Raw genomic sequence first — 22,014 nt, 5'->3', positions numbered from 1 at the left:
TTCGTAGCCGGGCAGGATGGGGTGAGTGCCCCGGAATGGTCAAGCGTGGGACCGCCGCGTATCAGAGGATGAGATCGGCATGGCGGAAGCACCCGCTGTTCGCGACGATTCACAACGGCGCGCAATGCCACTCCAGCCATTCGCGATCCGCCCCGTCCAGTAACGGTGACAGCGCCGCGCGTACGGTGGCGTGATAGTCGTCGAGCCAGGCGCGCTCCGAGGGCTCCAGCAGGCGCGGTTCCAGCCCCCGACGATCGAACGGACACAGTGTCAGCGTCTCGAAGGCGAAGAATTCGCCGAACTCGGTGCTGTCCGCCTGCGTCACCACCGCCAGGTTCTCGTGGCGGATGCCGTAACGGCCGGGCTTGTACAGGCCCGGCTCGATCGAGGTGATCATCCCGGTCTCCAGCGGTACCAGCGCGCCACCGGTCACCGGTGGGCGGATACCGTGCGGGCCCTCGTGCACATTCAGGAAATACCCCACGCCGTGGCCGGTGCCGTGGCCGAAGTCCATGCCGGCCGCCCACAGCGGCGCACGGGCGAGTGCGTCCAGCTGCGGGCCGCTGGCGCCTTTGGGGAAACGGGCGCGGGACAGGCCGATCATGCCCTTGAGCACGAGGGTCGAGTCGCGGCGCTGCTCGTCGGTCACGGGGCCGAGGGCGAGGACGCGGGTGATGTCGGTCGTGCCGCCCAGGTACTGGCCGCCGGAATCGATCAGCAGCAGGCCTTTGGCGGCCAGCGGGCTGAACTGGCCTTCGGTGGCCCGGTAATGGGGCAGGGCGCCATTGGCCTGATACCCGGCGATCGTGGAGAAGCTCTCGCCGACGAAGCCGGTCTGGGCGCTGCGTGCGTCGCGGACGATCGTGTCGACATCGAGCTCGGTCAGCGGCTCACCGGCGACGAGACCGGTCTCGATACGGCGGAAGGCCCGCGCCAGCGCGGCACCGTCGCGACGCATGACGTCGCGGATATGGTCGAGTTCCTCGGGTGTCTTGCGCGCTTTCTGCGCCGTGGACGGCGCGGCGGCATGAACCTGCTTCACCGTCGGGGGCAGACCCTCCAGAACGGAGACGACGACACGGGCCGGATCGATCAGCAGCACGGCCTCGTCGGGCAGGGCGGCCAGCGCGGAGGCGGCCGTGGCGTAATCGGCGATTGAGATGCCATCCGCGGCGAGCGCCGCTTTGACCTCGCCCGGCACCTTGGCCGCATCGACGAACAGGGTGGCCCGATCCTCCGCGATCAGCAGATGCGCCAGGAATACCGGGTTGTAGTCGACGTCCGCACCGCGGAGGTTGGTCAGCCAGGCGATGTCGTCCAGGCTGGACAGGAAGTGGTGCGTGGCGCCCGCGCGGCGCATCGCCGTGCGCACATGGCGCAGCTTGTCCGCGCGATCGACCGCGGCAAACGGAGCCAGATGGGCGAACACCGGTGCATCGGGCCTGCCCGGACGATCAGGCCAGGCGGCGGCGGGAAGGTCGAGGTCGGTGCGCAGCGAGGCGCCGACGGCGGCCAGCCGCTTGCCCAGGCTTTCGGCACCCGTGAGCGAGACACTGTCGCCGGCGACAGCCACCGTATCGCCTTCGCCGACCTGCTCCGCCAGCCAGCTGACGTGCTCCGCCGTGTGCGCCACGTTCAGCTTCATGAGGGGCAGGCCGCTGCCCGCGAGCTCGGTTTCGGCCTGCGAGAAATAGCGGGAATCGGTCCACAGCCCGCCGCCGGTCGCGGTCACGATCAGCGTGCCGGACGAGCCGGTGAAGCCGGAAAACCACTCGCGGCCCTGCCAGCGGGGCGGCAGGTACTCGGAAAGGTGGGGATCGGCCGTGGGAACGACGACGGCGGCGATGCCTTCGCGGGTCATGGCGGCGCGAAGGGCCTGGAGACGGGCGGGGATGGAGGTAGCGGTCATTTCACCATGGTAAAACGAAGGCGCCCGTCCGGCACGTTCATCATGCCCCTCGCGAGTAGGGATGCACTCGGGTAAAATACCGATTTCCAGCACTGGCTGCTCGCATGACTCCCCTGATTTTCGTCACCGGCGGTGTGGTGTCTTCCCTCGGGAAGGGCATCGCAGCGGCGTCGCTCGCGTCCATTCTCGAGGCGCGGGGTCTCTCCGTCACCATGATGAAGCTCGATCCGTATATCAACGTGGATCCGGGCACCATGAGTCCCTTCCAGCACGGCGAGGTCTACGTCACCGACGACGGTGCCGAGACCGACCTCGACCTGGGCCATTACGAGCGCTTCGTCCGCACGCGCCTCACCGGCAAGAATTCGATCACCGCCGGCAAGATCTACGAGTCGGTGATCCGCAAGGAGCGCCGCGGCGACTACCTCGGCGCCACCGTGCAGGTCATCCCGCACATCACCGACGAGATCAAGCACTCCATCCACGAAGCGACGCGCGGTTACGACGTGGCGCTCGTGGAAGTCGGCGGCACCGTGGGCGATATCGAGTCCCTGCCGTTCCTCGAGGCCATCCGCCAGCTGCGTATCGAGCACGGCGCCGAGAAGTGCATGTTCGTGCATCTCACGCTGGTGCCGTACATCAAGGCCGCGGGCGAGATCAAAACCAAGCCGACCCAGCACTCGGTGAAGGAACTTCGCTCCATCGGTATCCAGGCCGACGTGCTGCTCTGCCGCTGCGAGGAGCCCCTTCCGGACGCCGAGCGCCACAAGATCGCCCTGTTCACCAACGTGCCGAAGAACGCCGTCATCAGCACGATCGACGTCGACGTCATCTACAAGCTGCCGATGTGGCTGCACGAGCAGGGTCTGGACGAACTGGTCATCAAGCGCCTCGGCCTCGACGCCGGCCCGGCGGACCTCTCCAGCTGGGTGCGCACGGTCGAAGCCGTCGAGCACCCGCGCGACGAGATCAACATCGCCATCGTCGGCAAGTACGTCGAGCACAAGGACGCCTACAAGTCCCTGGCCGAAGCGCTGCGTCACGGCGGCATCAACCAGTCCACGCGGGTCAACCTGCACTGGGTCGATTCCGAGGACGTGGAAGCGCGTGGCGCGCGCACCGTGCTAGGCGACTCGGACGCCATCCTCGTGCCCGGCGGCTTCGGCAAGCGCGGGTTCGAGGGCAAGATCCTGGCCGCGCAGTTCGCCCGCGAAGCCGGTGTGCCGTACTTCGGCATCTGCTACGGCATGCATGCGGCGGTGGTCGAGTTCGCCCGTAATACGGCGGGCCTCACCCAGGCCGACTCCAGCGAGAACGACCGCAACACGCCGGATCCGGTCATCGGCCTGATCACCGAGTGGACCACCGCCACTGGTGAAATCGAGCAGCGCAGCGAGCGCTCCGACCTGGGCGGCACCATGCGCCTGGGCGCGCAGGAGTGCCGCCTCAAGGCCGGTACGCTGGCCCGCGAGCTCTACGGCGAAGACGTGGTGCGCGAGCGCCATCGTCACCGTTACGAGTTCAACAACCGCTATCGCCAGTCGTTCGAAGACCTCGGCCTGGTGATCTCGGGCAAGTCGATGGACGATCTCCTGGTCGAAATCGTCGAGCTTCCGCGCCATGTGCATCCGTGGTTCCTGGGCTGCCAGGCGCACCCGGAATTCACCTCGACGCCGCGCGAAGGCCATCCGCTGTTCATCGGATTCGTCCGCGCCGCCCGCGAGTACAAGGCTGTCCGTGAGGGTGAAAAGCTCGCCGTCCGTTCCGAGGCGCCGGCGGCATCGAGCCACGCCTGATCGTTTCCCTGAAACGGTATGATTGACGGGATGCCGGCGCGAGGTGCGCCGGCGATGCCAACGCTGGGGCCGCAAAGGGTCCGGGGAGACAGGCTGGATGACTGAGGACAACGGGATCCCTACCGCCGGTGAAGGTCGCCAGCGTGCGGCACGTCTGCCGCAGTCGGGTCACGGCATCGCCTCGTTCGTCCTAGCCATCGTCTCCGGTCTCGCCATCGCTTTCGGCATCTCGCTCGCCGCCTCCCTGATGATGGCCGGTAACCCGGAAGAGCACCTCGCGGTGTTCGGCACCATCGGCTTCATCCTCATCGCCTTTCTCGTCCTCGCCCTCGTCGGCGTCGTGCTCGGCTTCATCGCCTTGCGCCGCCAGGACCGCCGCCGCACGTTCGGCGCGATCGGGCTCGGACTCAACGTTTTCATCCTGATCGGTACCGGCGGCCTCATGCTGCTCGGTACTGTCCTGCGTCATTCCAACTCGTAACGGGAACAGCATGAGCACTTCGATCACCAAAATTCACGCCCGCGAAATCCTCGATTCCCGCGGCAACCCGACCCTCGAAGCCGAAGTCACCCTGGCCGACGGTTCGTTCGGCCGCGCGGCCGTGCCCAGCGGCGCCTCCACCGGCACCCGCGAAGCCGTGGAACTGCGTGACGGCGACACGTCCCGTTACGGCGGCAAAGGCGTCACGAAGGCCGTCGCCAACGTCAATGGCGACATCGCCAGGGCGCTGGCCGGCTACGACGCGCTCGACCAGAAAGGTCTCGACGACAAGCTGATCGCACTCGACGGTACCGACAACAAGGGCAAGCTGGGCGCCAACGCGCTGCTCGGCGTTTCCATGGCCGCCGCTCACGCCGCTGCCGCCTCGAAGAAGCAGGCCCTGTGGCAGTACCTGATGGTCGACGGCGGCGGCACGCTGCCGGTGCCGATGATGAACATCATCAACGGTGGCGCCCACGCCGACAACAACGTCGACGTGCAGGAGTTCATGGTCCTGCCGGTCGGCGCGCCCAGCTTCGCCGAAGCGCTGCGTTATGGCGCCGAGATCTTCCACGCGCTGAAGTCGGTGCTGAAGGGTCGCGGGCTGAACACGTCGGTGGGCGACGAGGGTGGCTTCGCGCCGAACCTCAAGTCCAACGTCGAAGCGCTCGACACGATCCTGGAAGCCGTCAACAAGACCGGCTTCAAGGTCGGCAGCGAGATCCTCCTCGGCCTCGACGTCGCCAGCTCGGAGTTCTTCAAGAACGGCAAATACGACCTCGAAGGCGAAGGCAAGGTGTTCACGCCGGAGCAGTGGGTCGACACGCTGGCCTCGTGGTCGAAGCAGTACCCGATCGTCACCATCGAAGACGGCATGGGTGAAGGCGACTGGGAAGGCTGGGCACACCTGACGCGCGCGATCGGCGAGGGCATCCAGCTGGTCGGTGACGACCTGTTCGTGACCAACCCGAAGATCTTCCAGGAAGGCATCGACAAGAAGATCGCCAACGCCATCCTGATCAAGGTCAACCAGATCGGTACGCTGTCCGAGACGCTCGAAGCCATCGCCATGGCCGACCGCGCGAAGTACGCGGCCATCGTCTCGCACCGCTCGGGTGAAACCGAAGACACCACGATCTCCGATATCGCCGTGGCCACCACGGCGACGCAGATCAAGACCGGTTCGCTGTGCCGCACGGATCGCGTGGCCAAGTACAACCAGCTGCTGCGTATCGAGGAAGCTCTCGGCGCATCGGCGAAGTACGCGGGTCGCCATGCGTTCCCGAGCCTGTCCAAGCTGCCGGGCTGAGTCGTCACTTGAGCAATGCGGCAATCCTGCGGTGGATCGGCCTGATCCTCGTCATCATCCTCATCGCGCTGCAGCTGAAGCTGTGGGTCGGCGGTGGGGGGATGGCCGAGGTCGATTCGCTGCGCGCGTCGGTCGCCAAACAGACCGAAGACAATGCCGCCTTGCAGAAGCGCAACCAGGCGCTGGCGGCGGACGTGGAAGACCTCAAGCACGGCGAGCAGGCCACCGAGGCGCGTGCGCGTCAGGAACTGGGTCTGGTCAAGCCGGGCGAAACGTTCTACCAGGTCGTCGAGCCGGGGGCCGCGACCAGCGCGCCGCCGGCTCCGCCGCCCGTCGCGCCCGGCGGCCAGTAATGGACGCGCTTTGGTGTGTGATTCCCGCCGCCGGTAAGGGCGTCCGGGCCGGCGGTGATCGACCCAAGCAATACCAGCCTATCGCCGGCAGGCCGATGCTCGACCGCACCCTCGAACGCCTCGCTGCGCATCCGCGCATCGCTGGCTTCGTGGTGGTCATCGCGGCCGACGATGGGCACTTTTCTTCCGTGGACACGGTGGGCGGCAAGCCGCTGATCGTGGCCACGGGTGGTGGCGAACGCAGCGATTCCGTCCTCGCGGGCCTGCTGGCCTTGCCGCCGTCGGTCGGTGAGGGTGATTTCGTGCTCGTGCATGACGCGGCGCGGCCGTGCGTGCGCGCCACCGACATCTCCCGCCTGATCGAGCTCGCCTCGGCGGGTGAGGGTGGCCTGCTTGCCGCACCCCTGCGTGACACGCTGAAACGGGCGGATGGGCAGGATCGCAGCGTGGCGACCGAGCCGCGCGACGGCCGCTGGCGTGCGTTCACCCCGCAGATGTTCCGGCGCGGCGCGCTGGCGCGTGCACTTCGCCTTGCCGCCGACGCGGGTATCGTCGTCAGCGATGAGGCGATGGCGATGGAGCGGGCCGGTGTTTCGCCGCTGTTGGTCGAAGGTTCGGAAGACAATATCAAGGTAACGACGCCGGCCGACTTCGCCCTGGCGGAGTTCCTGTCAGGGAGAACTCGGTGATGCGTATTGGCCAGGGCTTCGACGTCCACGCGTTTGGCGACGGCGACCATGTGATGCTCGGTGGCGTGCGCGTGCCGCACCGTCAGGGCGTGCTTGCGCATTCCGATGGCGACGTCGTGCTGCATGCGCTCTGCGATGCATTGCTCGGTGCGCTGGCGCTTGGCGATATCGGTAAGCATTTTCCGCCGTCCGACGAGAAGTGGCGGGGCGCGGACAGCCGTTCGTTCGTCCGCGCCGTACGTGATCTTCTCGCCGAGCGCGGCTACGAGCTCGGCAACGCCGACATGACCGTGATCTGCGAGGCGCCGAAGGTCGGTCCGCACGCGCAGGCCATGCGGGCGATCATCGCCGAGGATCTCGGTGTCGACATCGACCGCATCAGCATCAAGGCGACGACGACGGAAACCCTCGGTTTCACCGGTCGTCGCGAAGGCATCGCGGCACTGGCCACCGTGCTGGTGCTGCGCGCATGAGCGAGGCCGAACCGCGCACCTCGACGCCGCGCCTGCACGACAGGCTCGAGGCGATCACCGAGTTGCTGCGGCGCCGGGAAGGCCTGCTCGAGTACGCGGGTGCGGCACCCAACGACGACGAGACCGCGCTCGGCGCGACCGATGCGGAGCTCCAGTCACGCCTGGATGAACTGCATCCGGCGGATCTCGCCGACGTGCTCGAATCGCTGCCGCTGGAAGATCGCCTCGCGGTCTGGCAGCGGGTGCGTTCGGACCGGGACGGCGAGATCCTGCTGGAAGTCTCCGACTCGGTGCGCGAAGCGCTGATCGCGGACATGGACGACAGCGAGATTCTCGCCGCCGTCGAGCCGCTCGACGCGGACGAACTCGCCGACCTCGTCGACGACCTGCCGACCGATGTGCTGCCCGAACTCATGGCCAGCCTCGACGCGCAGGAGCGCGAGCGCGTGCAGGCGGCCATGTCCTTCGAGGACGACCAGGTCGGCGCGTTGATGGACTTCGACATGGTCACCATCCGCGAGGACATCAGCCTCGAGGTGGTGCTGCGCTACCTGCGTCGGTTCGAAGAACTGCCCGCGCAGACGGACAAGCTGTTCGTCGTCAATTCGGAGAACGTGCTCACCGGCGTACTGCCCTTGCACTGGCTGCTGGTGAACTCGCCGGACAAGATGGTTCACGAGATCATGGCGCCCGACGTCAATACGTTCCGTCCGGAAGACGACGCTTACGACGTCGCCCAGGCGTTCGAACGCTACGACCTCGTCACGGCGCCGGTCATCGACCACCAGCAGCGCCTGATCGGCCGTATCGCCGTGGACGCGATGCTCGACTTCATCCGCGAGGAAAGCGAGACCGAAGCCCTGTCGCGCGGCGGTCTGCGCGAAGAGGAAGACATCTTCGCCTCGGTATGGAAGTCCGTGCGCAATCGCTGGGCGTGGCTGGCGATCAACCTGATCACGGCCTTCATCGCCTCCCGGGTGATCGGCCTGTTCGAACACTCGATCGAAAAGCTCGTCGCGCTCGCGGCACTGATGCCGATCGTCGCGGGCATCGGCGGCAATTCCGGCAACCAGACCATCACCATGATCGTCCGCGCCATGGCGCTGGAGCAGGTGGGTCCGTCGCAGGCCAAGCGTCTGTGGCGCAAGGAGCTCGGCGTCTCGCTGATCAATGGTGTCGTCTGGGGCGGTTGCATCGGCGTGGTCGCATGGCTGCTCTACGGCAGCGTGTCGCTCGGTCTGGTGATGACCTCGGCCATGACACTCAATCTTCTTCTCGCCGCGTTCATGGGGGTCGGTATCCCGATGCTCATGACCAGACTCGGCCGCGATCCGGCGCTGGGCTCCAGCGTGCTGATCACGGCGGTGACCGACAGCGGCGGCTTTTTCATTTTCCTGGGGCTGGCGACGATTTTCCTGCTCTGAAGGCCCGAACATGACAGACCATAACGAACTTCCCTACGCCTACGGCGAACCGCCGTTGCGCGGTCGCCTGCGCTCCGCGCCCGAGGATTTCTTCGTCGAGGAAATCCTCGGTTACGAAGCCGACGGTGCGGGCGAGCATGCGTTTCTCGTCGTCGAGAAACGCGGTCAGAACACCGAGTGGGTGGCCCGCGAGCTGGCGAAGTTCGCCGGTATCCAGGCGATGAACGTCGGCTATGCGGGCATGAAGGACCGTCACGCCGTGACGCGCCAGGTATTCACGGCACATCTGCCGGGCAAGGCCGATCCGGACTGGTCGGCGTTTCCTCATGAGGACGTGACAATCGTCTCGGCCGCGCGTCACTCGCGCAAGATCAAGCGCGGTGCCCTGCGTGGAAACCGCTTCGTCCTGGTGCTGCGCGAGATCGAGGGCGATCGCGCGGCCGCCGATGCGCGTCTGACGGAGATCGCCGCGCGTGGCGTGCCCAATTACTTCGGTGAGCAGCGTTTCGGCCTGGGTGGCAACAACGTCGAGCAGGCGAAGGCGATGTTCGGAGGTCGCCGAGTGGATCGCGACAAACGGTCGATCCTGCTTTCCGCCGCACGCTCGCACATCTATAACGGCGTGCTCGCCGAGCGTGTCCGCAACGGGCAGTGGGACACGCCGATGGACGGCGAGATCTGGTCCCTCGATGGCTCGCGCTCGTGGTTCGGGCCGGAGCCGTTCAACGAGACGCTGGCCGAGCGGTTGGGACGTTTCGACATCCATCCGTCCGGACCGTTGTGGGGCGATGGTGAGCCGCCGACCACCGAGGCGGTCGGTGAGCTGGAGCGTTCGGTCGCCGCGCGGGATGACGTCCTCGTCAGGGGACTTGCGGGTGCGCGCTTGGATCAGGAGCGCCGGGCGCTGCGTCTGATGCCGCGCGACCTGGCGTGGCGCTGGCTGGACGACGGCGCGCTGGAAGTGTCGTTCGGGCTGCCGGCCGGGGCGTATGCGACCACCGTGCTTCGGGAAGTGGCGGTGACCTCGTAACCCGGGTCACCCCTTCAACAACACCACCGCCGCGCCGGTCCCACCCTGTGCCGGCCTCGCCGAAGCGAACGCCACGACATCGTCCCGTCGCCGCAGCAGCCGGTCGGTCAGCCCTTTGAGCACCGGCCCCGCCGCCTTCGACCGCAGTCCCTTCCCATGAATGATCCGCACACAGCGGATTCCGTCGTGCCGGCACTCGGCCAGAAACTCGGCAATGGTCAGCTGCGCGGCGGCGGCGTTCATCTGGTGCAGGTCCACCTCCGCCTGGATGCTGAATTGCCCGCGCTTCAGTTGCTTCAGCAGTTTCGGCGGATAGCCGTCGCGAAGGTAGGAGAGTTCCTCACCCACCTCCAGGTCCGCCGGGTCGTAATCGAACAGCATCGAATCCGCGGGCACGGCGGCTTCGTCCGCGTCGCGCATGTGCGGGTGCGGCGCCGGCCGGGGGCGCTCTGGCACGGGCTCGACGGGCGCCATGGGCCGAACGTCGCCGATCGCCTCGCGAAACAGCTGGCTGTCGTCCTCATTGACCGTGGGCGAGCGTCGCTTCATGCCTCACATCCTAGCGGCCTTTCGTGAATCCCGCTGCCCGGTCCGGTAGACTTGGGCGGTCGGGCGGCCATCGTTACAGCTGTGGCCGCCGTACCCGTTTTTCGATCTGGATCAGCATGCAAGTTCTGGTTAGCAACGACGACGGCGTGGAGGCTCCGGGCATCCGGGTCCTCGCCGGGCGTCTGGGCGAGTTCGGCGCGGTGACGGTCGTCGCGCCCGACCGCGATCGCTCCGGGGCGAGCAATTCGCTCACCCTCGATGCGCCGATCCGTGCGCAGCGTCTCGAAAATGGCTTTTACCGTGTCGCCGGCACGCCGACCGATTGCGTGCATCTGGCGCTCTCGGGTCTGCTCGATCACGAGACCGACATCGTCGTCTCGGGCATCAACAACGTCGCCAATCTGGGCGACGACGTCATCTACTCCGGTACCGTCTCCGCGGCGATGGAGGGGCGCTTCCTTGGCTTGCCCGCCATCGCGGTCTCCCTGGTGACGGGCGAGGGCACCGGCCGGCATTTCGATTCGGCCGCGAGCGCCGTGCTCATGCTGATGCAGCGCCTGATCGTCGATCCGCTGCCTGCCGACACCATTCTCAACGTCAACGTCCCCGATCTGCCCTGGGAAGCCATCCGGGGTTTTGAAGTAACCCGCCTCGGCCGTCGCCATCGCGCCGCTCCGGCGATCCGCGGCGAGGATCCGCGTGGGCGCACCCTGTGGTGGATCGGTCCGCCCGGTGAAATCGACGATGCCGGTCCGGGGACCGACTTCGATGCCGTGCGCCGGGGCTTCGTTTCGGTGACGCCGATCCACACCGACCTGACGCGCTTTCAGGCACTGGAGAAAGTGAGCAGCTGGATGCTGTCGCTCTCCTCGGCGATGGACAGCGAGGAGGCGGCCTGATGGTGAACCTGCACGCCCTTCCTCCTTCCGCGCTGCGCGGCGAAGGCATGACCTCGCAACGGGCGCGCGATCGTCTCGTCGCCAGGCTGGTGGAGGAGGGCATTCGCGACGAGCGTGTCCTGGAAGTAATCCGCCAGCTCCCGCGGCATCACTTCATCGATCAGGCGTTGCACTCGCGCGCCTATGAGAACACCGCGCTGCCCATCGGCCACGGCCAGACCATTTCGCAGCCGTGGATCGTCGCGCGCATGACGGAAGCGCTGATCGAGCACGGCGTCCCCGAACGCGTGCTCGAGATCGGCACCGGTTCGGGTTACCAGGCCGCCGTGCTCGCCGGCATCGTGCCGACCGTTTACACCGTCGAGCGGATCGAAGAGCTGTTGCGTCAGGCGCGCCGCCGGTTCCGCCAGCTGGGTATCGAGAACCTCCGCTCGCGCCACGACGACGGCAAGCTGGGCTGGGAGTCCGACGCACCGTTCGACGCCATCATCCTGACCGCCGCGGGCGATCGCGTACCGGCGAAGCTGCTCGATCAGCTCAAGCCGGGCGGGGTACTGGTCGCGCCGGTCGGTAGTCCGAGCCAGCAGCTGCTGCTCCGCCTGCGCAAGGGCGACGACGGTGAGGTCGTGCGCGAAGAACTCGGCGCGGTGAGTTTCGTTCCGCTGCTCGGCGGCATCGGCTGATGCCCTCACACCATAAGGGAAACCGCTGAATGCGGATGTTTTCATCGCTCTACGAGCGCGCCATCGTCTGGGCACGCCATCGTCACGCGGTCCGCTACCTCGCGGGACTTTCGTTCGTCGAGGCCTTCATCTTTCCGGTGATGCCCGAGGTGATGCTCGCGCCGATGATGCTGGCCGAGCCGCGCAAGGCTTTCCGCCTCGCTAACTGGAGCCTGCTGTTTTCGCTGCTGGGTTCGCTGGTCGGCTACATGCTCGGCCACTACGCCTTCGAAGCGCTGAAGCCGCTGCTCGAGTCGATGCACCTCCTGGCGCCCATCATGACGGGCGTGGGCAACCTGCAGAAGGACATGGAGGCGCACTCGTTCGGGCTGTACATCGTGCTCGCCATGGCCGCGTTGCAGCCCGTGGTGCCGATGAAGTTCGTCACCTGGGCCTCGGGCATAGTCGGCGTGCCCCTGCTGCCCTTCCTGCTGTGCATGCTCATCGGTCGCGGCAAGCGCGTCTGGCTGCTGGCGCTGCTGATCCGCATCTTCGGCGAGCGTGCCGAAAAGATGCTCCGCAAACACATCGAGTGGATAGGTTGGGCTGTTATCGTGGCGGTCGTCCTCCTGGCCGTCTGGTGGTTCCTGTTGCGATGAGTGCCCGAGAAAGGAAATCCGCGATGCTCATGACCCGTCCGCTGGCCCTGGCCGTCGTGCTGGGCCTGGCTGTGGCTCTTTCCGCCTGCGCGCCGACCCGCACCGTGGTCGTGACCCGCTCACCGGGTGGTTACGGTCCGGCGCACGCCGCCACATCGCCGTCGCCGCCCCCGGGTGGGAGCTACCGCGTGGTCAAGGGCGATACGCTTTACAGCATCGCATTCCGGAACAAGGTCGATTTCCGCGATCTGGCCGGCTGGAACGGTATCGCTTCGCCGTACACCATCTGGCCGGGGCAGGATCTTCGCCTGTCGCCGCCAGGCCATGAGAATGCACCGGCTCCGTCGCACGCCGCTCCGCCGGTGGTCGTTGCCGTGCCGCCGCCTGCCGGGCATCCGGCACCGGCTTCATCGCCACCGCCCGTGCAGCCGACCAGGCCCGCCTTCGAGAATGTGACCGCCGCCGAGTCGGCTCCGCCGTCCGTGCCCGCGCCGGCTACGACCACCAATACGCCGGTGGTCGTGGCGGGTAAGCCCGGCGAGTCGCTCGTGCCTCCGGCGCCGACGCCTTCCGCTCCCGCGGCCGCCCCGGCGCCGGTCGAGAACCCGCCGGCGGCGACGCCGATCGTCACCAGCGGCGCGACGCGCAGTGCGGGCGGCATCAACTGGCGCTGGCCGGCCGACGGCACGCTGATCAAGAAATTCGCGTCGGGCGATGCCATCCCTGGCATCGAGGTCGCCGGCAAGTCGGGCGATCCGGTGCGCGCGGCCGCCGACGGTGTCGTGGTGTATAGCGGCAACGGACTGGTCGGTTACGGCGAGCTCGTCATCATCAAACACAGCGACAGCTTCCTCTCCGCCTATGGGCACAACCGGAAGCGGTTGGTGAAGGAAGGCGAGAAGGTGAAGGCGGGGCAGTCGGTGGCCGAGATGGGCTCGTCGGGTGCGACGCGCGACGAACTGCAGTTCCAGATCCGGCGGGATGGCAATCCGGTCGATCCGTTGCAGTATCTGCCGGCTAAGTAGGGCGCCTTACCTCGTACGCCTGGAGGTGCGCGAACGCCACCTCCAGCATCGGCGCGGCGATGCCCGCATCCCGCGCCCGCGTCAGCATGTCGCCGACGATGTGATCGGCTTCGACCCGCTGCCCCGACTCCAGGTCGCGCAGCATCGAGGCCGTCAGCGGTGAGCTTTCCTGCGTGAGCGTCTTCCAGGCGAACGAGCGTGCGGTGTCGGGCACGGCATGGCCCGAGGCGCGCGCCACCATCAGGCACTCCTCGTACATGCGCTCGATCAGCTGGCGGCCGTCGTTGGTGGCGACGATGTCGCCGATGCTTGCGCGGAACAGACAGGTCGCGCCGGCGAGCGTCGTCAGGAAGGAAAACTTCGCCCACATGTCGCGGTGGATGTCCGTCGAGTGAGCGTGGTCGACCCCGGCCGCGGTAAAGGCCTGTGCCAGGGCAGCGCAACGGTTGTCATGCGCCTGGCCGTCACGTTCGCCGAATGTGACCGAGGCGGCGTTGCCGAAGTGCAGAACTTCGCCGTGCGGACCCTTCGCCGCGCTGATGAAGCAAAGTCCGCCAATGACGGCGTCCGGCCCGAAGCGCCGGTCGAGCGTCGGGTAATGCGCCAGACCGTTCAGGATCGGAAGGAGGGCGGTCCGGGGACCTACGGCCGGATCGATGGCCTCGATGGCGGAATGCAGGTCATACGCTTTGCAGGAAAGCAGGACGATATCGAACGCGCCCGCGTTGCCGACCGTTTCGGCGGTGACCGTTGCGACGTTCACCGTCGCGTCGCCGAGCGGGCTGCGAATCACCAGTCCCTGTTCGCCCAGTATGCGCTCGCGCTCGGGGCGGACGAGAAAAGTGACATCGGAGCCGGCCTGTGCGAGCCGGCCCCCGAAGTAACCGCCGGTCCCGCCGGCGCCGAGGACCAGGAGTCGCATGGGGTTCAGACCTTGGGAAGGATGAAGGCGGCCAGGACCTTGCGGCCCTCGCCAGCCAGCAGGCTGTAAGTTCGGGCGGCCGATCCGTTGGTCATGGCTTCGACGCCGATACCTTTCTTCAGCAGTCCCGCCATGAAGGCGGCCGGCGGAAACACCTGGCGCTCGCCGGTACCGAGCAGGACGAGCTCGGGGCCGAGGGCAACGAAGGTCTCGACATCGTCGGCGGTAAGCTGGCTCGCGTCGCTCACGGCCCAGTCCTCGACCACCCGCTCGGGCGTCAGCAGGAGGCTCGTACGGAAGTCGCGGTCGACCACGGTGACCGTGCCGGGGCCAACCCGGCGCACGAACAGGTACTCACCCGGGTGTTCGAACGAGAGATCCATGGGGTTTACCGGGGCAGGGCGAGCTTCGGATCCTGTTCGTTACGGCGGAACAGGACGACGATGTGGCCGATTTCCTGGACGTTCTCGGCACCGGTCTGGCCCGACAGGAAGGCGATCTGAGCCTGGCGCTCGTCCTTGTCGCCGCCGGAAAGCTTCACTTTCACGAGCTCGTGGATATCCAGGGCCTGGGCGAGCTCCTTGGCGACGGCTTCGGTCGCGCCCTTGTTGCCGAGCAGGATGACCGGCCGCAGGTCGTGGGCGAGGCTACGGAGATATCGGCGCTGTGTAGGGGAAAGCGACATTGCGTTCAGGTTCGATGTGCGGCGGATAGGCGGCAAAGGGTATCATGCAAGGCCCGCTCCTTATTAAGAATCCGGCAAAAGCCCATGGCACGCAGCAAGACCAGCTCCCGTTGGCTTAAAGAGCACTTCGACGATCCTTACGTCAAGAAGGCTCAGGCCGAGGGGGCGCGTTCGCGCGCCATCTACAAGCTCGAAGAGCTGATCGAGCGCGACCGCCTGATCAAGCCCGGCATGACCGTGGTCGATCTGGGCGCCGCCCCGGGCGGCTGGTCGCAGCTGGCCCGCCAGCGCCTGGGCGACACCGGCAAGGTCATCGCCATGGACATCCTGCCGATGGCCAGCCTGGCCGGGGTCGAGTTCATGCAGGGCGATTTCCGTGAGGAATCGGTCCTGCGCGAGCTGGAATCCATGCTTGGCGGCCAGAAGGTCGATCTTGTCCTGTCGGACATGGCCCCCAATATGTCCGGTGTGGCACTGGCGGATCAGATCCGCGCGATGGACCTTTGCGATCTCGCTCGTGAGTTCAGCCTCGAATGGCTGAAGCCGGGCGGGTCGTTTCTCGTGAAGCTGTTCCAGGGCGTGGGATTCGACGAGTACCTCAAGACCTTGCGCGCTGACTTCAGTCGCGTGACGATGCGTAAACCGAAAGCCTCCCGCGCACGTTCGCCGGAGGTGTATGCACTGGCGACCGGACTGAAGTCCGCGACCCGGCAACCAGGCGAGAACCGCGCATGAATGAGATGGCAAAAAATCTGTTGCTCTGGCTGATCATCGCGGTGGTCCTCCTGACCGTGTTCCAGACCTTCAACCCGCACGGCGGATCGTCGCAGGACATGTCCTACACGACCTTCGCCCAGCAGGTCGATAACGGGAACGTAGCCAGCGGCACCATTACGTCGACGGCACCTCCGACCATCACCGGCAAACTGAAAGACGGCGGTTCCTACCGCACCGTCGTGCCGGTGGTCGGCCTGTCGACCAGCGACCTGGTCAAGCAGATGCGCGACAAGGGCGTCGAGCTGCGCCAGGAGCCGGCCGATAACGGCTTCTCCCTTCTGGGGCTGGTCTTCAACTGGCTGCCCATCATCATCTTCGTCGCCGTCCTGATCTGGTTCATGCGACAGATGCAGGCCGGCTCGGGCGGTCGCGGTGCCATGAGCTTCGGGCGCTCCCGCGCCAAGCTTCAGGGCGAGGACCAGGTCAAGGTCAACTTCACCGACGTCGCTGGCTGCGACGAAGCGAAAGAAGAGGTGGGCGAACTGGTCGAGTTCCTCCGCGACCCCGGCAAGTTCCAGAAGCTGGGCGGCAAGATCCCCCGCGGCGTGCTGATGGTGGGTCCGCCCGGTACCGGTAAGACGCTGCTGGCCAAGGCCATCGCGGGCGAAGCCAAGGTGCCGTTCTTCTCGATCTCCGGTTCGGACTTCGTCGAGATGTTCGTCGGCGTGGGCGCGAGCCGCGTGCGCGACATGTTCGAGCAGGCCAAGAAGCACGCTCCCTGCATCATCTTCATCGACGAAATCGACGCCGTCGGTCGCCATCGCGGCGCCGGCATGGGCGGCGGTCACGACGAGCGCGAGCAGACCCTCAACCAGCTGCTGGTCGAGATGGACGGCTTCGAGGGTACCGAAGGCATCATCGTCATCGCCGCCACGAACCGTCCCGACGTCCTCGATCCCGCGCTGCTGCGTCCGGGCCGTTTCGACCGCCAGGTGGTGGTCGGCCTGCCGGACGTGAAGGGGCGTGAGCAGATCCTCAAGGTCCACATGCGCAAGGTGCCGACAGCGGCCGATGTCGAAGCGATGGTCATCGCGCGCGGCACGCCCGGGTTCTCCGGCGCCGACCTGGCCAACCTGGTTAACGAGGCCGCCCTGTTCGCGGCGCGCGAGAATGCGCGCGAAGTCCGCATGAGCCACCTCGATCGTGCGCGCGACAAGATCCTCATGGGCTCCGAGCGCCGCTCGATGGCCATGAACGACGAAGAGAAGAAGCTGACCGCTTACCACGAGGCCGGCCACGCCATCATCGGCCGCCTGGTGCCCGAGCACGATCCGGTCTACAAGGTCACCATCATTCCGCGCGGTCGCGCGCTCGGTGTGACCATGTATCTGCCGGAAGGCGATCGCTACAGCATGAACAAGGTCGCGATCGAATCGCAGCTGTGCTCGCTGTACGGCGGCCGCGTCGCGGAAGAGGTCATCTTCGGCCACGACAAGATCACTACCGGTGCCTCCAACGACATCGAACGCGCCACCAAGATGGCCCGCAACATGGCCACCAAGTGGGGCTTGTCGGACGAACTCGGTCCGGTGATGTACGGCGAGGAGGAGGACGAGGTCTTCATCGGTCGCTCCGTCACGCAGCACAAGAGCGTCTCCAACGAGACCGCGCGCAAGATCGACGAAGTGGTCAGGACGATCCTGGATCGCGCTTACGCGCGCAGCAAGGACCTCCTGACGACGAACATCGACAAGCTGCACCGTATGGCCGAAGCACTGTTGCTCTACGAGACCATCGATGCGCGCCAGATCGACGACATCATGAATGGTCGTGAGCCGGGTCCGCCGGCCGACTGGCAGAAGCCGGGTTCGACCCCGCCGCCGCCGCCGCGCGACACGGGTCCGGCGCCGGACAAAGTCGGTAAACCAGCGACACAGCTGTAAAAGAGAAGGGCGGCCCATGGCCGCCCTTCTTCATTCGGACGGCTATTTGAACTGCGTGTTACCGATTCGAGAAAAAAAGATGCAGAAAAGGGTTGACGCACAGCTCCGATATCTGAATAATTCCGCTTCTCGACACGGCGCCAACGCTTCGCAGCGGAAGTCGCCGGGTTAAAGGTTTAAAGTGTGCGCCCGTAGCTCAGTTGGATAGAGTACCAGGCTACGAACTTGGTGGTCGGGAGTTCGAATCTCTCCGGGCGCACCATCTTTAAGCGGTAAGCCGGCGCGGTACATGCGCGACGGTAGCGGTAGTTGAAAGTGTGGTGTGTTCATACGGATTGACGGGCTTGAGTTAGACCCGTAACATTTGACGGCTTCACCCCGGGTCATCGGGATGCAGCTTAGAAGTTCGGGGTATAGCTCAGTCTGGTAGAGCGCCAGCTTTGGGAGCTGGATGTCGGGGGTTCGAATCCCTCTGCCCCGACCAATTGGCGTTCTACGTACAGTGCCTGCGCCTGTAGCTCAACCGGATAGAGCATCGGCCTTCTAAGCCGACGGTTGCAGGTTCGATTCCTGTCGGGCGCGCCAGATCGTGTTTTATGGTGGGCGTAGCTCAGCTGGTTAGAGTACCGGATTGTGATTCCGGATGTCGTGGGTTCGAGTCCCATCGTCCACCCCACTTTTAGTGTGGTTTGCAAGTTTAAAACGGGCCGTTAGCTCAGTTGGTAGAGCAGTTGACTCTTAATCAATTGGTCGTAAGTTCGAATCTTACACGGCCCACCAATTTGAATCAGGCACTTAGAGAAATCTAGGTGCCTTTTTCTTATGTGCGATATTTCATGTGCTCGCGACTGTCTCGGGCCAGGATGGATACCCGATGATCATTCAAGACCAGCCGTCTCAGCGCCGCGCCAGGCGAGCGCTACCGGCATGGGCGCTCGGCGCCGTGGTCGCCGTGTACATCCTCGCCGTGTTGAATCGTGGCTTGTGGACGGAGCTGCACGCGGCTCTGGCAGCATCGCAGGGCATACAAGGATTCTGGGGTCTCAGCGTGACAGTTTGCTGTCGGCTGGTTGGCAATCTGGTTCTGACGCTCGCCCTGGTCATGTGGCCGCGTATCGGTAAAGCGCTGCTTGCGCTGCTGATCGTTATCTCCGCCGCGAGCGCCTTCTACGCCGACACCTTCGGTGTGCGGCTGAACGAAGAAATCATCCAGAGCATTTTCGAGACGCAGCGCGCCGAAGCGATGGCGATGATCACGACCGGGTCGGTGACATGGATCGCGCTGTTCGGCGTGCTGCCCGCCGTCCTCGTTCTGCTCGTGCCCGTGCGTTTCATGCCTGTCTGGCGAAGCCTCAGCTGGCGTGCCGTCATCGTGCTGGTCGCGGCCGCGCTGATGCTCGTGCCGCCCATGTTGATGGGTCGCACCTACGTCTACTTCGAGCGCAATCACCGCACGATGTACGAGGTCTTCAATCCCTACGCGGCGCTCAGCGGCACGTTTCACTACCTGCAGCGCGATGTGTTCCGTCGGAAGAGGGTGATGGTGCCGATCGGCACCGACGCGACGCTGCCACCGACGGATGCGTCCGTCGCTCCGCGCAAGCGTGTTGTCGTGCTGGTGGTGGGCGAGACGGCGCGCGCGGAAAATCAGTCGCTGCAGGGTTATGCGCGCGACACCAATCCCGAGATGAAGCGGGCGGGCGCGATCTATTTCAGCGATGCTTGGTCGTGCGGCACGGCGACGACGGTGTCGGTCCCCTGCATGTTCTCGGACATGACGCGCGCGAAGTTCGATAAGCCGGTCGCCAAGTCGCACTGGAATGCGCTGGATGTGCTTCAGCACGCCGGCGTGGACGTGTTCTGGCGTGACAACGATGAAGGCTGCAAGGACGTCTGCGCCCGAGTGCCCAACGATGACCTGACCAATGCCAGGGTCGCGGGTCTGTGCGACGCGGATGGTTGCGTCGACGAAGTGTTGCTGGCGGACCTGCCTGAGCGTCTGGCGAAGATGCGCTCACCCGCGTTGCTGGTGCTGCACATCAAGGGTAGCCACGGGCCGTCTTACTTCCAGCGTTATCCGTCCGCCTTCAATGTCTTCAAACCCGGCTGCGAGACCGCCGAAGTGCAGACGTGCACCTATGCGCAGACCGTGGCCAGCTACGACAACACCATTCTCTACACCGACCATATCCTTGGCCGGGTCGTGGATACGCTGAAGGCCGCGCCCGACATCGACAGCGCGATGATGTACCTGTCCGATCACGGCGAGTCGCTGGGTGAGCACGACATCTATCTCCATGGCGCGGACTGGGATACGGCCCCCACACAGCAGAAGCACATCCCGATGCTGATGTGGTTCTCACCCGGCTGGGTAAGCGACACGGGCATGCGGCTGGAGTGCCTCAATCAGCGACGCGTGCAGCCGGCCAGTCAGGACAACCTGTTCCATACCTTGCTGGGCTTCTTCGGCACGCGCACGTCGGTGTACAAGCCGGAGCTCGACCTGCTTTCCGGCTGCCGCGGCTGAGTCGGTAGACCTGCGTCCTGCGGGCGCCTAGAATGGCGCCGCGAGCGAGAGTGGCGGAATTGGTAGACGCACCAGATTTAGGTTCTGACGGGGTAACCCGTGGGGGTTCGAGTCCCCCTTCTCGCACCACGCCCAAGTGAATTGAATCATGCACTTAGGGGTTACGAGGTCGTAAGAGTTATATCTGACGTAACAATCTCTGTCCCGTAACGCTCACGACCTCGCAAGCGAGGTGCCGCGAAGGGAAGTGAGTGCCGCAGCGCCGTCGACCATGCTGTCTGTCTCGACGTGTGCGTACGTGTCGGCGGTCGTCTTGATCGTCGTATGGCCCAGCCATTCCTTCACGAGATTGATGTTGCCCGTGGCCTTCAGCAGGCGCGTCGCGCATGTGTGCCGTAGCGCATGGATCACGCAGTCGTGGTCAACGATTCCAGCGAGCTTCTTAGCAGCGTTCCAGACGTGCTCGGCGCGATCCTTTCCGAGGTCTTGGAATGGACCTACCGGGCGTGTGCCCTCAGCCTTGATCGCGAGCAGGATGGCCGTAGCCTCCGCCGTCAGCGGCACTGACCGCGCCTTGTTGTTTTTGATCTCCTTCATGCGGTACAGCCGGATGACTCCGGCGTCGTGCTCGATGCCCTGGACGTCGGACCAGCGCAGCCGGAGAGCTTCGCCAAGGCGCACGCCGGTCTCCACGAGGACCTTGAATAGCCTGAGGTAGAGATGTGCGTCACGGCGACGCGGAGGGCCTCCCTTGGAGCCTGGCACCAGGGAATCCAGCTCGGCGACCGCCTTGAACATCGCGGCTTCTTGCTGGTGCGTAAAGGAGAACTTACGCGCGCCCAGCTCGGGGAGGTACTTGATCTTCGGGATCGTCTTGGGGCCGTCAGGCAGCTCGCTCATGGCGCTGAACATGCGGCCGAGGCAGGCGAGGCGGCGGTTGATGGTTCCGGGCGCGCTGGGCGGCTTGGAGTCGAGCTGGGCGGTGATGTACGCCTGGACGTCGGAGAACGTGATCGATGCGATCACGCGGTCCTCGCCGAAGTGCTTCATCACGTGCTTGCAGTTTGTCTGGTAGGTCGCCTGGGCGCGGATGCTTCGCCACACATGCGGGTCGGCGAAGCAGCGATCGAATGCTGTCTTGAGAGTCAGCCCTCCGCTGGCGCGCAGCGCAGCGATGGAACGTACGTGGCCCTCTCCGCGAACCAGCGCTACCAGCTCAGCCTGTGTAAGGTCACGGTTGGCGTCGAGCGCGTCGATCACCAAACGCTCTTTCGCCTCCGCGCGTACGCGATCACGCGTGCCCGAGGACACGACGACGCGGCGGTCATTAACCTGCACGCGAATCATGTAATAGCGCTTGTCCGGCTGGCCGGGCTTTACGGTTCCCTTGAGGGCGAGGGGCATTTCGAACTCCCAATAAAAAACCCGCCACGAGGGCGGGTTCGATTTGTTTCGGATGTAGCCGGGAGCTAGCGCGTTGCGCGCTCCAGCAGCGTATTCATGTACTCCGCGAATTCCTTCGCGAATGCCTCCCCTTCAGGGGTGAGGTCGATCTGGTTGTTCACCCGGCTCGTGTTGGCCCGGTTGCGCTGGAGGAGGCGGGGGATGGACTCGCCCGCCTTCGTCTTTGTGTTGCCGTCGAGGACGTCGATCTGACGTGAGATAGCGGCAGCAGTTACGCCGCCCACCTCTTTCACAAGGTCAAATTGAAGCTCGCCGGGGTTCTTCATCGCGGCGAACAGCGTTGCCGTGGCCGCGAGGCTGAGCTGCCCGCCGCCACCGGTCGAGGTCCGTACCTTCTGAAGCAATGCGAACATAATCCGCGAGGCTTCGGTCGGAGAGAGGTGTTTCATCTGGAGTCCTGATCGGGTGCATGTCGCCACGCGAAAGGTATAGCCTTACGACACCGAAAGCAATGACGGTTGTCAACGCTTCCGACTTGTCAACGTAGAAGCCGCGCTC

At 65.4% G+C, this 22,014-nt stretch carries 22 protein-coding genes and 6 tRNA genes; 21 read left to right on the top strand and 7 right to left on the bottom strand.

Features of this window, described 5'->3' with window-relative positions; genetic code table 11:
* Nucleotides 1–109: 109 nt before the first annotated feature.
* On the bottom strand, nt 110–1,909 hold the full coding sequence (locus B5X73_RS07050; protein WP_079521087.1) for an aminopeptidase P family protein: 1,800 nt from the start codon (nt 1,907–1,909) through the stop codon (nt 110–112).
* Nucleotides 1,910–2,013: 104 nt separating this feature from the next.
* Here B5X73_RS07050 and B5X73_RS07045 point away from each other — a divergent pair, with 104 nt between their 5' ends.
* The 8 genes from B5X73_RS07045 to truD all read left to right on the top strand — a co-directional run bounded on the left by B5X73_RS07045 (nt 2,014) and on the right by truD (nt 9,464).
* Nucleotides 2,014–3,705 carry a CTP synthase gene (locus tag B5X73_RS07045; protein ID WP_036111996.1) on the top strand — a complete coding sequence of 564 codons (1,692 nt, stop codon included), beginning with the start codon at nt 2,014–2,016 and terminating at the stop codon, nt 3,703–3,705.
* A 97-nt stretch (nt 3,706–3,802) separates the two neighbouring features.
* The gene (locus tag B5X73_RS07040; RefSeq protein WP_036111998.1) at nt 3,803–4,186 is read left to right on the top strand and encodes a hypothetical protein; all 384 of its coding nucleotides are present in this window, start codon (nt 3,803–3,805) and stop codon (nt 4,184–4,186) included.
* 10 nt (nt 4,187–4,196) lie between these two features.
* Nucleotides 4,197–5,495: a phosphopyruvate hydratase gene (gene eno, locus B5X73_RS07035; RefSeq protein WP_043694793.1), complete on the top strand. Its 1,299-nt coding sequence runs from the start codon at nt 4,197–4,199 to the stop codon at nt 5,493–5,495.
* Between the two features lie 23 nt (nt 5,496–5,518).
* On the top strand, nt 5,519–5,848 hold the full coding sequence (ftsB, locus tag B5X73_RS07030; protein WP_036117324.1) for a cell division protein FtsB: 330 nt from the start codon (nt 5,519–5,521) through the stop codon (nt 5,846–5,848).
* Complete coding sequence (ispD, locus tag B5X73_RS07025; RefSeq protein ID WP_079521086.1) at nt 5,848–6,537, top strand: 2-C-methyl-D-erythritol 4-phosphate cytidylyltransferase; 690 nt, start codon at nt 5,848–5,850, stop codon at nt 6,535–6,537. The genes ftsB and ispD overlap by 1 nt, the downstream gene beginning before the upstream one ends.
* Nucleotides 6,537–7,010 (top strand): 2-C-methyl-D-erythritol 2,4-cyclodiphosphate synthase, encoded by a 474-nt coding sequence (ispF, locus tag B5X73_RS07020; RefSeq protein ID WP_079521085.1) that lies wholly within the window; start codon nt 6,537–6,539, stop codon nt 7,008–7,010. The genes ispD and ispF overlap by 1 nt, the downstream gene beginning before the upstream one ends.
* Entirely contained in the window at nt 7,007–8,434 is a 1,428-nt protein-coding gene (gene mgtE, locus B5X73_RS07015) for a magnesium transporter (protein ID WP_079521084.1), read from the top strand. Before ispF ends, mgtE begins: the two co-directional genes overlap by 4 nt.
* 10 nt (nt 8,435–8,444) lie before the next feature.
* Complete coding sequence (gene truD / locus B5X73_RS07010; protein ID WP_079521083.1) at nt 8,445–9,464, top strand: tRNA pseudouridine(13) synthase TruD; 1,020 nt, start codon at nt 8,445–8,447, stop codon at nt 9,462–9,464.
* Between the two features lie 6 nt (nt 9,465–9,470).
* Here truD and B5X73_RS07005 read toward each other — a convergent pair whose 3' ends face one another.
* Nucleotides 9,471–10,013 carry a Smr/MutS family protein gene (locus B5X73_RS07005; RefSeq protein WP_079521082.1) on the bottom strand — a complete coding sequence of 181 codons (543 nt, stop codon included), beginning with the start codon at nt 10,011–10,013 and terminating at the stop codon, nt 9,471–9,473.
* 116 nt (nt 10,014–10,129) lie between these two features.
* Here B5X73_RS07005 and surE point away from each other — a divergent pair, with 116 nt between their 5' ends.
* From surE to B5X73_RS06985, 4 genes are read left to right on the top strand one after another with little or no spacing between them, the layout of a single operon-like run.
* Nucleotides 10,130–10,912, top strand: coding sequence for a 5'/3'-nucleotidase SurE (gene surE / locus B5X73_RS07000; RefSeq protein WP_036112027.1), 783 nt, complete (start codon nt 10,130–10,132; stop codon nt 10,910–10,912).
* Nucleotides 10,912–11,595 (top strand): protein-L-isoaspartate(D-aspartate) O-methyltransferase, encoded by a 684-nt coding sequence (locus tag B5X73_RS06995; RefSeq protein ID WP_036112029.1) that lies wholly within the window; start codon nt 10,912–10,914, stop codon nt 11,593–11,595. The genes surE and B5X73_RS06995 overlap by 1 nt, the downstream gene beginning before the upstream one ends.
* Before the next feature lie 29 nt (nt 11,596–11,624).
* A complete protein-coding gene (locus B5X73_RS06990; RefSeq protein WP_036112032.1) occupies nt 11,625–12,233 on the top strand; it encodes a YqaA family protein in 609 nt (202 codons plus the stop codon).
* Nucleotides 12,234–12,262: 29 nt separating this feature from the next.
* Nucleotides 12,263–13,258 (top strand): peptidoglycan DD-metalloendopeptidase family protein, encoded by a 996-nt coding sequence (locus tag B5X73_RS06985; protein WP_079521132.1) that lies wholly within the window; start codon nt 12,263–12,265, stop codon nt 13,256–13,258.
* On the opposite strand, the gene panE is transcribed toward B5X73_RS06985, so the two are convergent.
* From panE to B5X73_RS06970, 3 genes are read right to left on the bottom strand one after another with little or no spacing between them, the layout of a single operon-like run.
* Complete coding sequence (gene panE / locus B5X73_RS06980) at nt 13,251–14,180, bottom strand: 2-dehydropantoate 2-reductase (protein WP_079521081.1); 930 nt, start codon at nt 14,178–14,180, stop codon at nt 13,251–13,253. The genes B5X73_RS06985 and panE overlap by 8 nt on opposite strands.
* A gap of 5 nt (nt 14,181–14,185) precedes the next feature.
* On the bottom strand, nt 14,186–14,563 hold the full coding sequence (locus tag B5X73_RS06975; protein WP_043694775.1) for an Mth938-like domain-containing protein: 378 nt from the start codon (nt 14,561–14,563) through the stop codon (nt 14,186–14,188).
* Nucleotides 14,564–14,568: 5 nt separating this feature from the next.
* Entirely contained in the window at nt 14,569–14,865 is a 297-nt protein-coding gene (locus B5X73_RS06970) for a YhbY family RNA-binding protein (RefSeq protein WP_036112039.1), read from the bottom strand.
* A gap of 84 nt (nt 14,866–14,949) precedes the next feature.
* Between B5X73_RS06970 and rlmE the strand changes: the two genes are divergently transcribed.
* From rlmE to B5X73_RS06925, 9 genes are all read left to right on the top strand, one after another.
* On the top strand, nt 14,950–15,600 hold the full coding sequence (gene rlmE / locus B5X73_RS06965; protein WP_036112043.1) for a 23S rRNA (uridine(2552)-2'-O)-methyltransferase RlmE: 651 nt from the start codon (nt 14,950–14,952) through the stop codon (nt 15,598–15,600).
* Nucleotides 15,597–17,525, top strand: coding sequence for an ATP-dependent zinc metalloprotease FtsH (gene ftsH / locus B5X73_RS06960; protein WP_176167763.1), 1,929 nt, complete (start codon nt 15,597–15,599; stop codon nt 17,523–17,525). The genes rlmE and ftsH overlap by 4 nt, the downstream gene beginning before the upstream one ends.
* Before the next feature lie 185 nt (nt 17,526–17,710).
* Nucleotides 17,711–17,787: transfer RNA gene (locus B5X73_RS06955), tRNA-Arg, on the top strand.
* A gap of 145 nt (nt 17,788–17,932) precedes the next feature.
* A tRNA-Pro gene (locus B5X73_RS06950) sits at nt 17,933–18,009 on the top strand.
* Between the two features lie 24 nt (nt 18,010–18,033).
* A tRNA-Arg gene (locus tag B5X73_RS06945) sits at nt 18,034–18,110 on the top strand.
* Nucleotides 18,111–18,124: 14 nt separating this feature from the next.
* Nucleotides 18,125–18,201, top strand: a tRNA-His gene (locus tag B5X73_RS06940).
* A 28-nt stretch (nt 18,202–18,229) separates the two neighbouring features.
* Nucleotides 18,230–18,305: transfer RNA gene (locus B5X73_RS06935), tRNA-Lys, on the top strand.
* A gap of 94 nt (nt 18,306–18,399) precedes the next feature.
* Nucleotides 18,400–20,052, top strand: coding sequence for a phosphoethanolamine transferase (locus tag B5X73_RS06930; protein ID WP_079521080.1), 1,653 nt, complete (start codon nt 18,400–18,402; stop codon nt 20,050–20,052).
* A 44-nt stretch (nt 20,053–20,096) separates the two neighbouring features.
* Nucleotides 20,097–20,181, top strand: a tRNA-Leu gene (locus B5X73_RS06925).
* Between the two features lie 84 nt (nt 20,182–20,265).
* Here B5X73_RS06925 and B5X73_RS06920 read toward each other — a convergent pair.
* Together B5X73_RS06920 and B5X73_RS06915 are read right to left on the bottom strand one after the other, a co-directional pair.
* Nucleotides 20,266–21,312, bottom strand: a complete 1,047-nt coding sequence (locus B5X73_RS06920) for a tyrosine-type recombinase/integrase (protein WP_217699743.1) — start codon at nt 21,310–21,312, stop codon at nt 20,266–20,268.
* Between the two features lie 209 nt (nt 21,313–21,521).
* Nucleotides 21,522–21,905: a hypothetical protein gene (locus tag B5X73_RS06915; RefSeq protein ID WP_079521078.1), complete on the bottom strand. Its 384-nt coding sequence runs from the start codon at nt 21,903–21,905 to the stop codon at nt 21,522–21,524.
* Nucleotides 21,906–22,014: the final 109 nt, after the last annotated feature.

This window comes from Luteibacter sp. 22Crub2.1 (assembly GCF_900167995.1).
Taxonomy (GTDB): domain Bacteria; phylum Pseudomonadota; class Gammaproteobacteria; order Xanthomonadales; family Rhodanobacteraceae; genus Luteibacter; species Luteibacter mycovicinus.
Note: the sequence above shows the minus strand (reverse complement) of the source record. Positions and strands in the feature narration are given on the sequence as shown.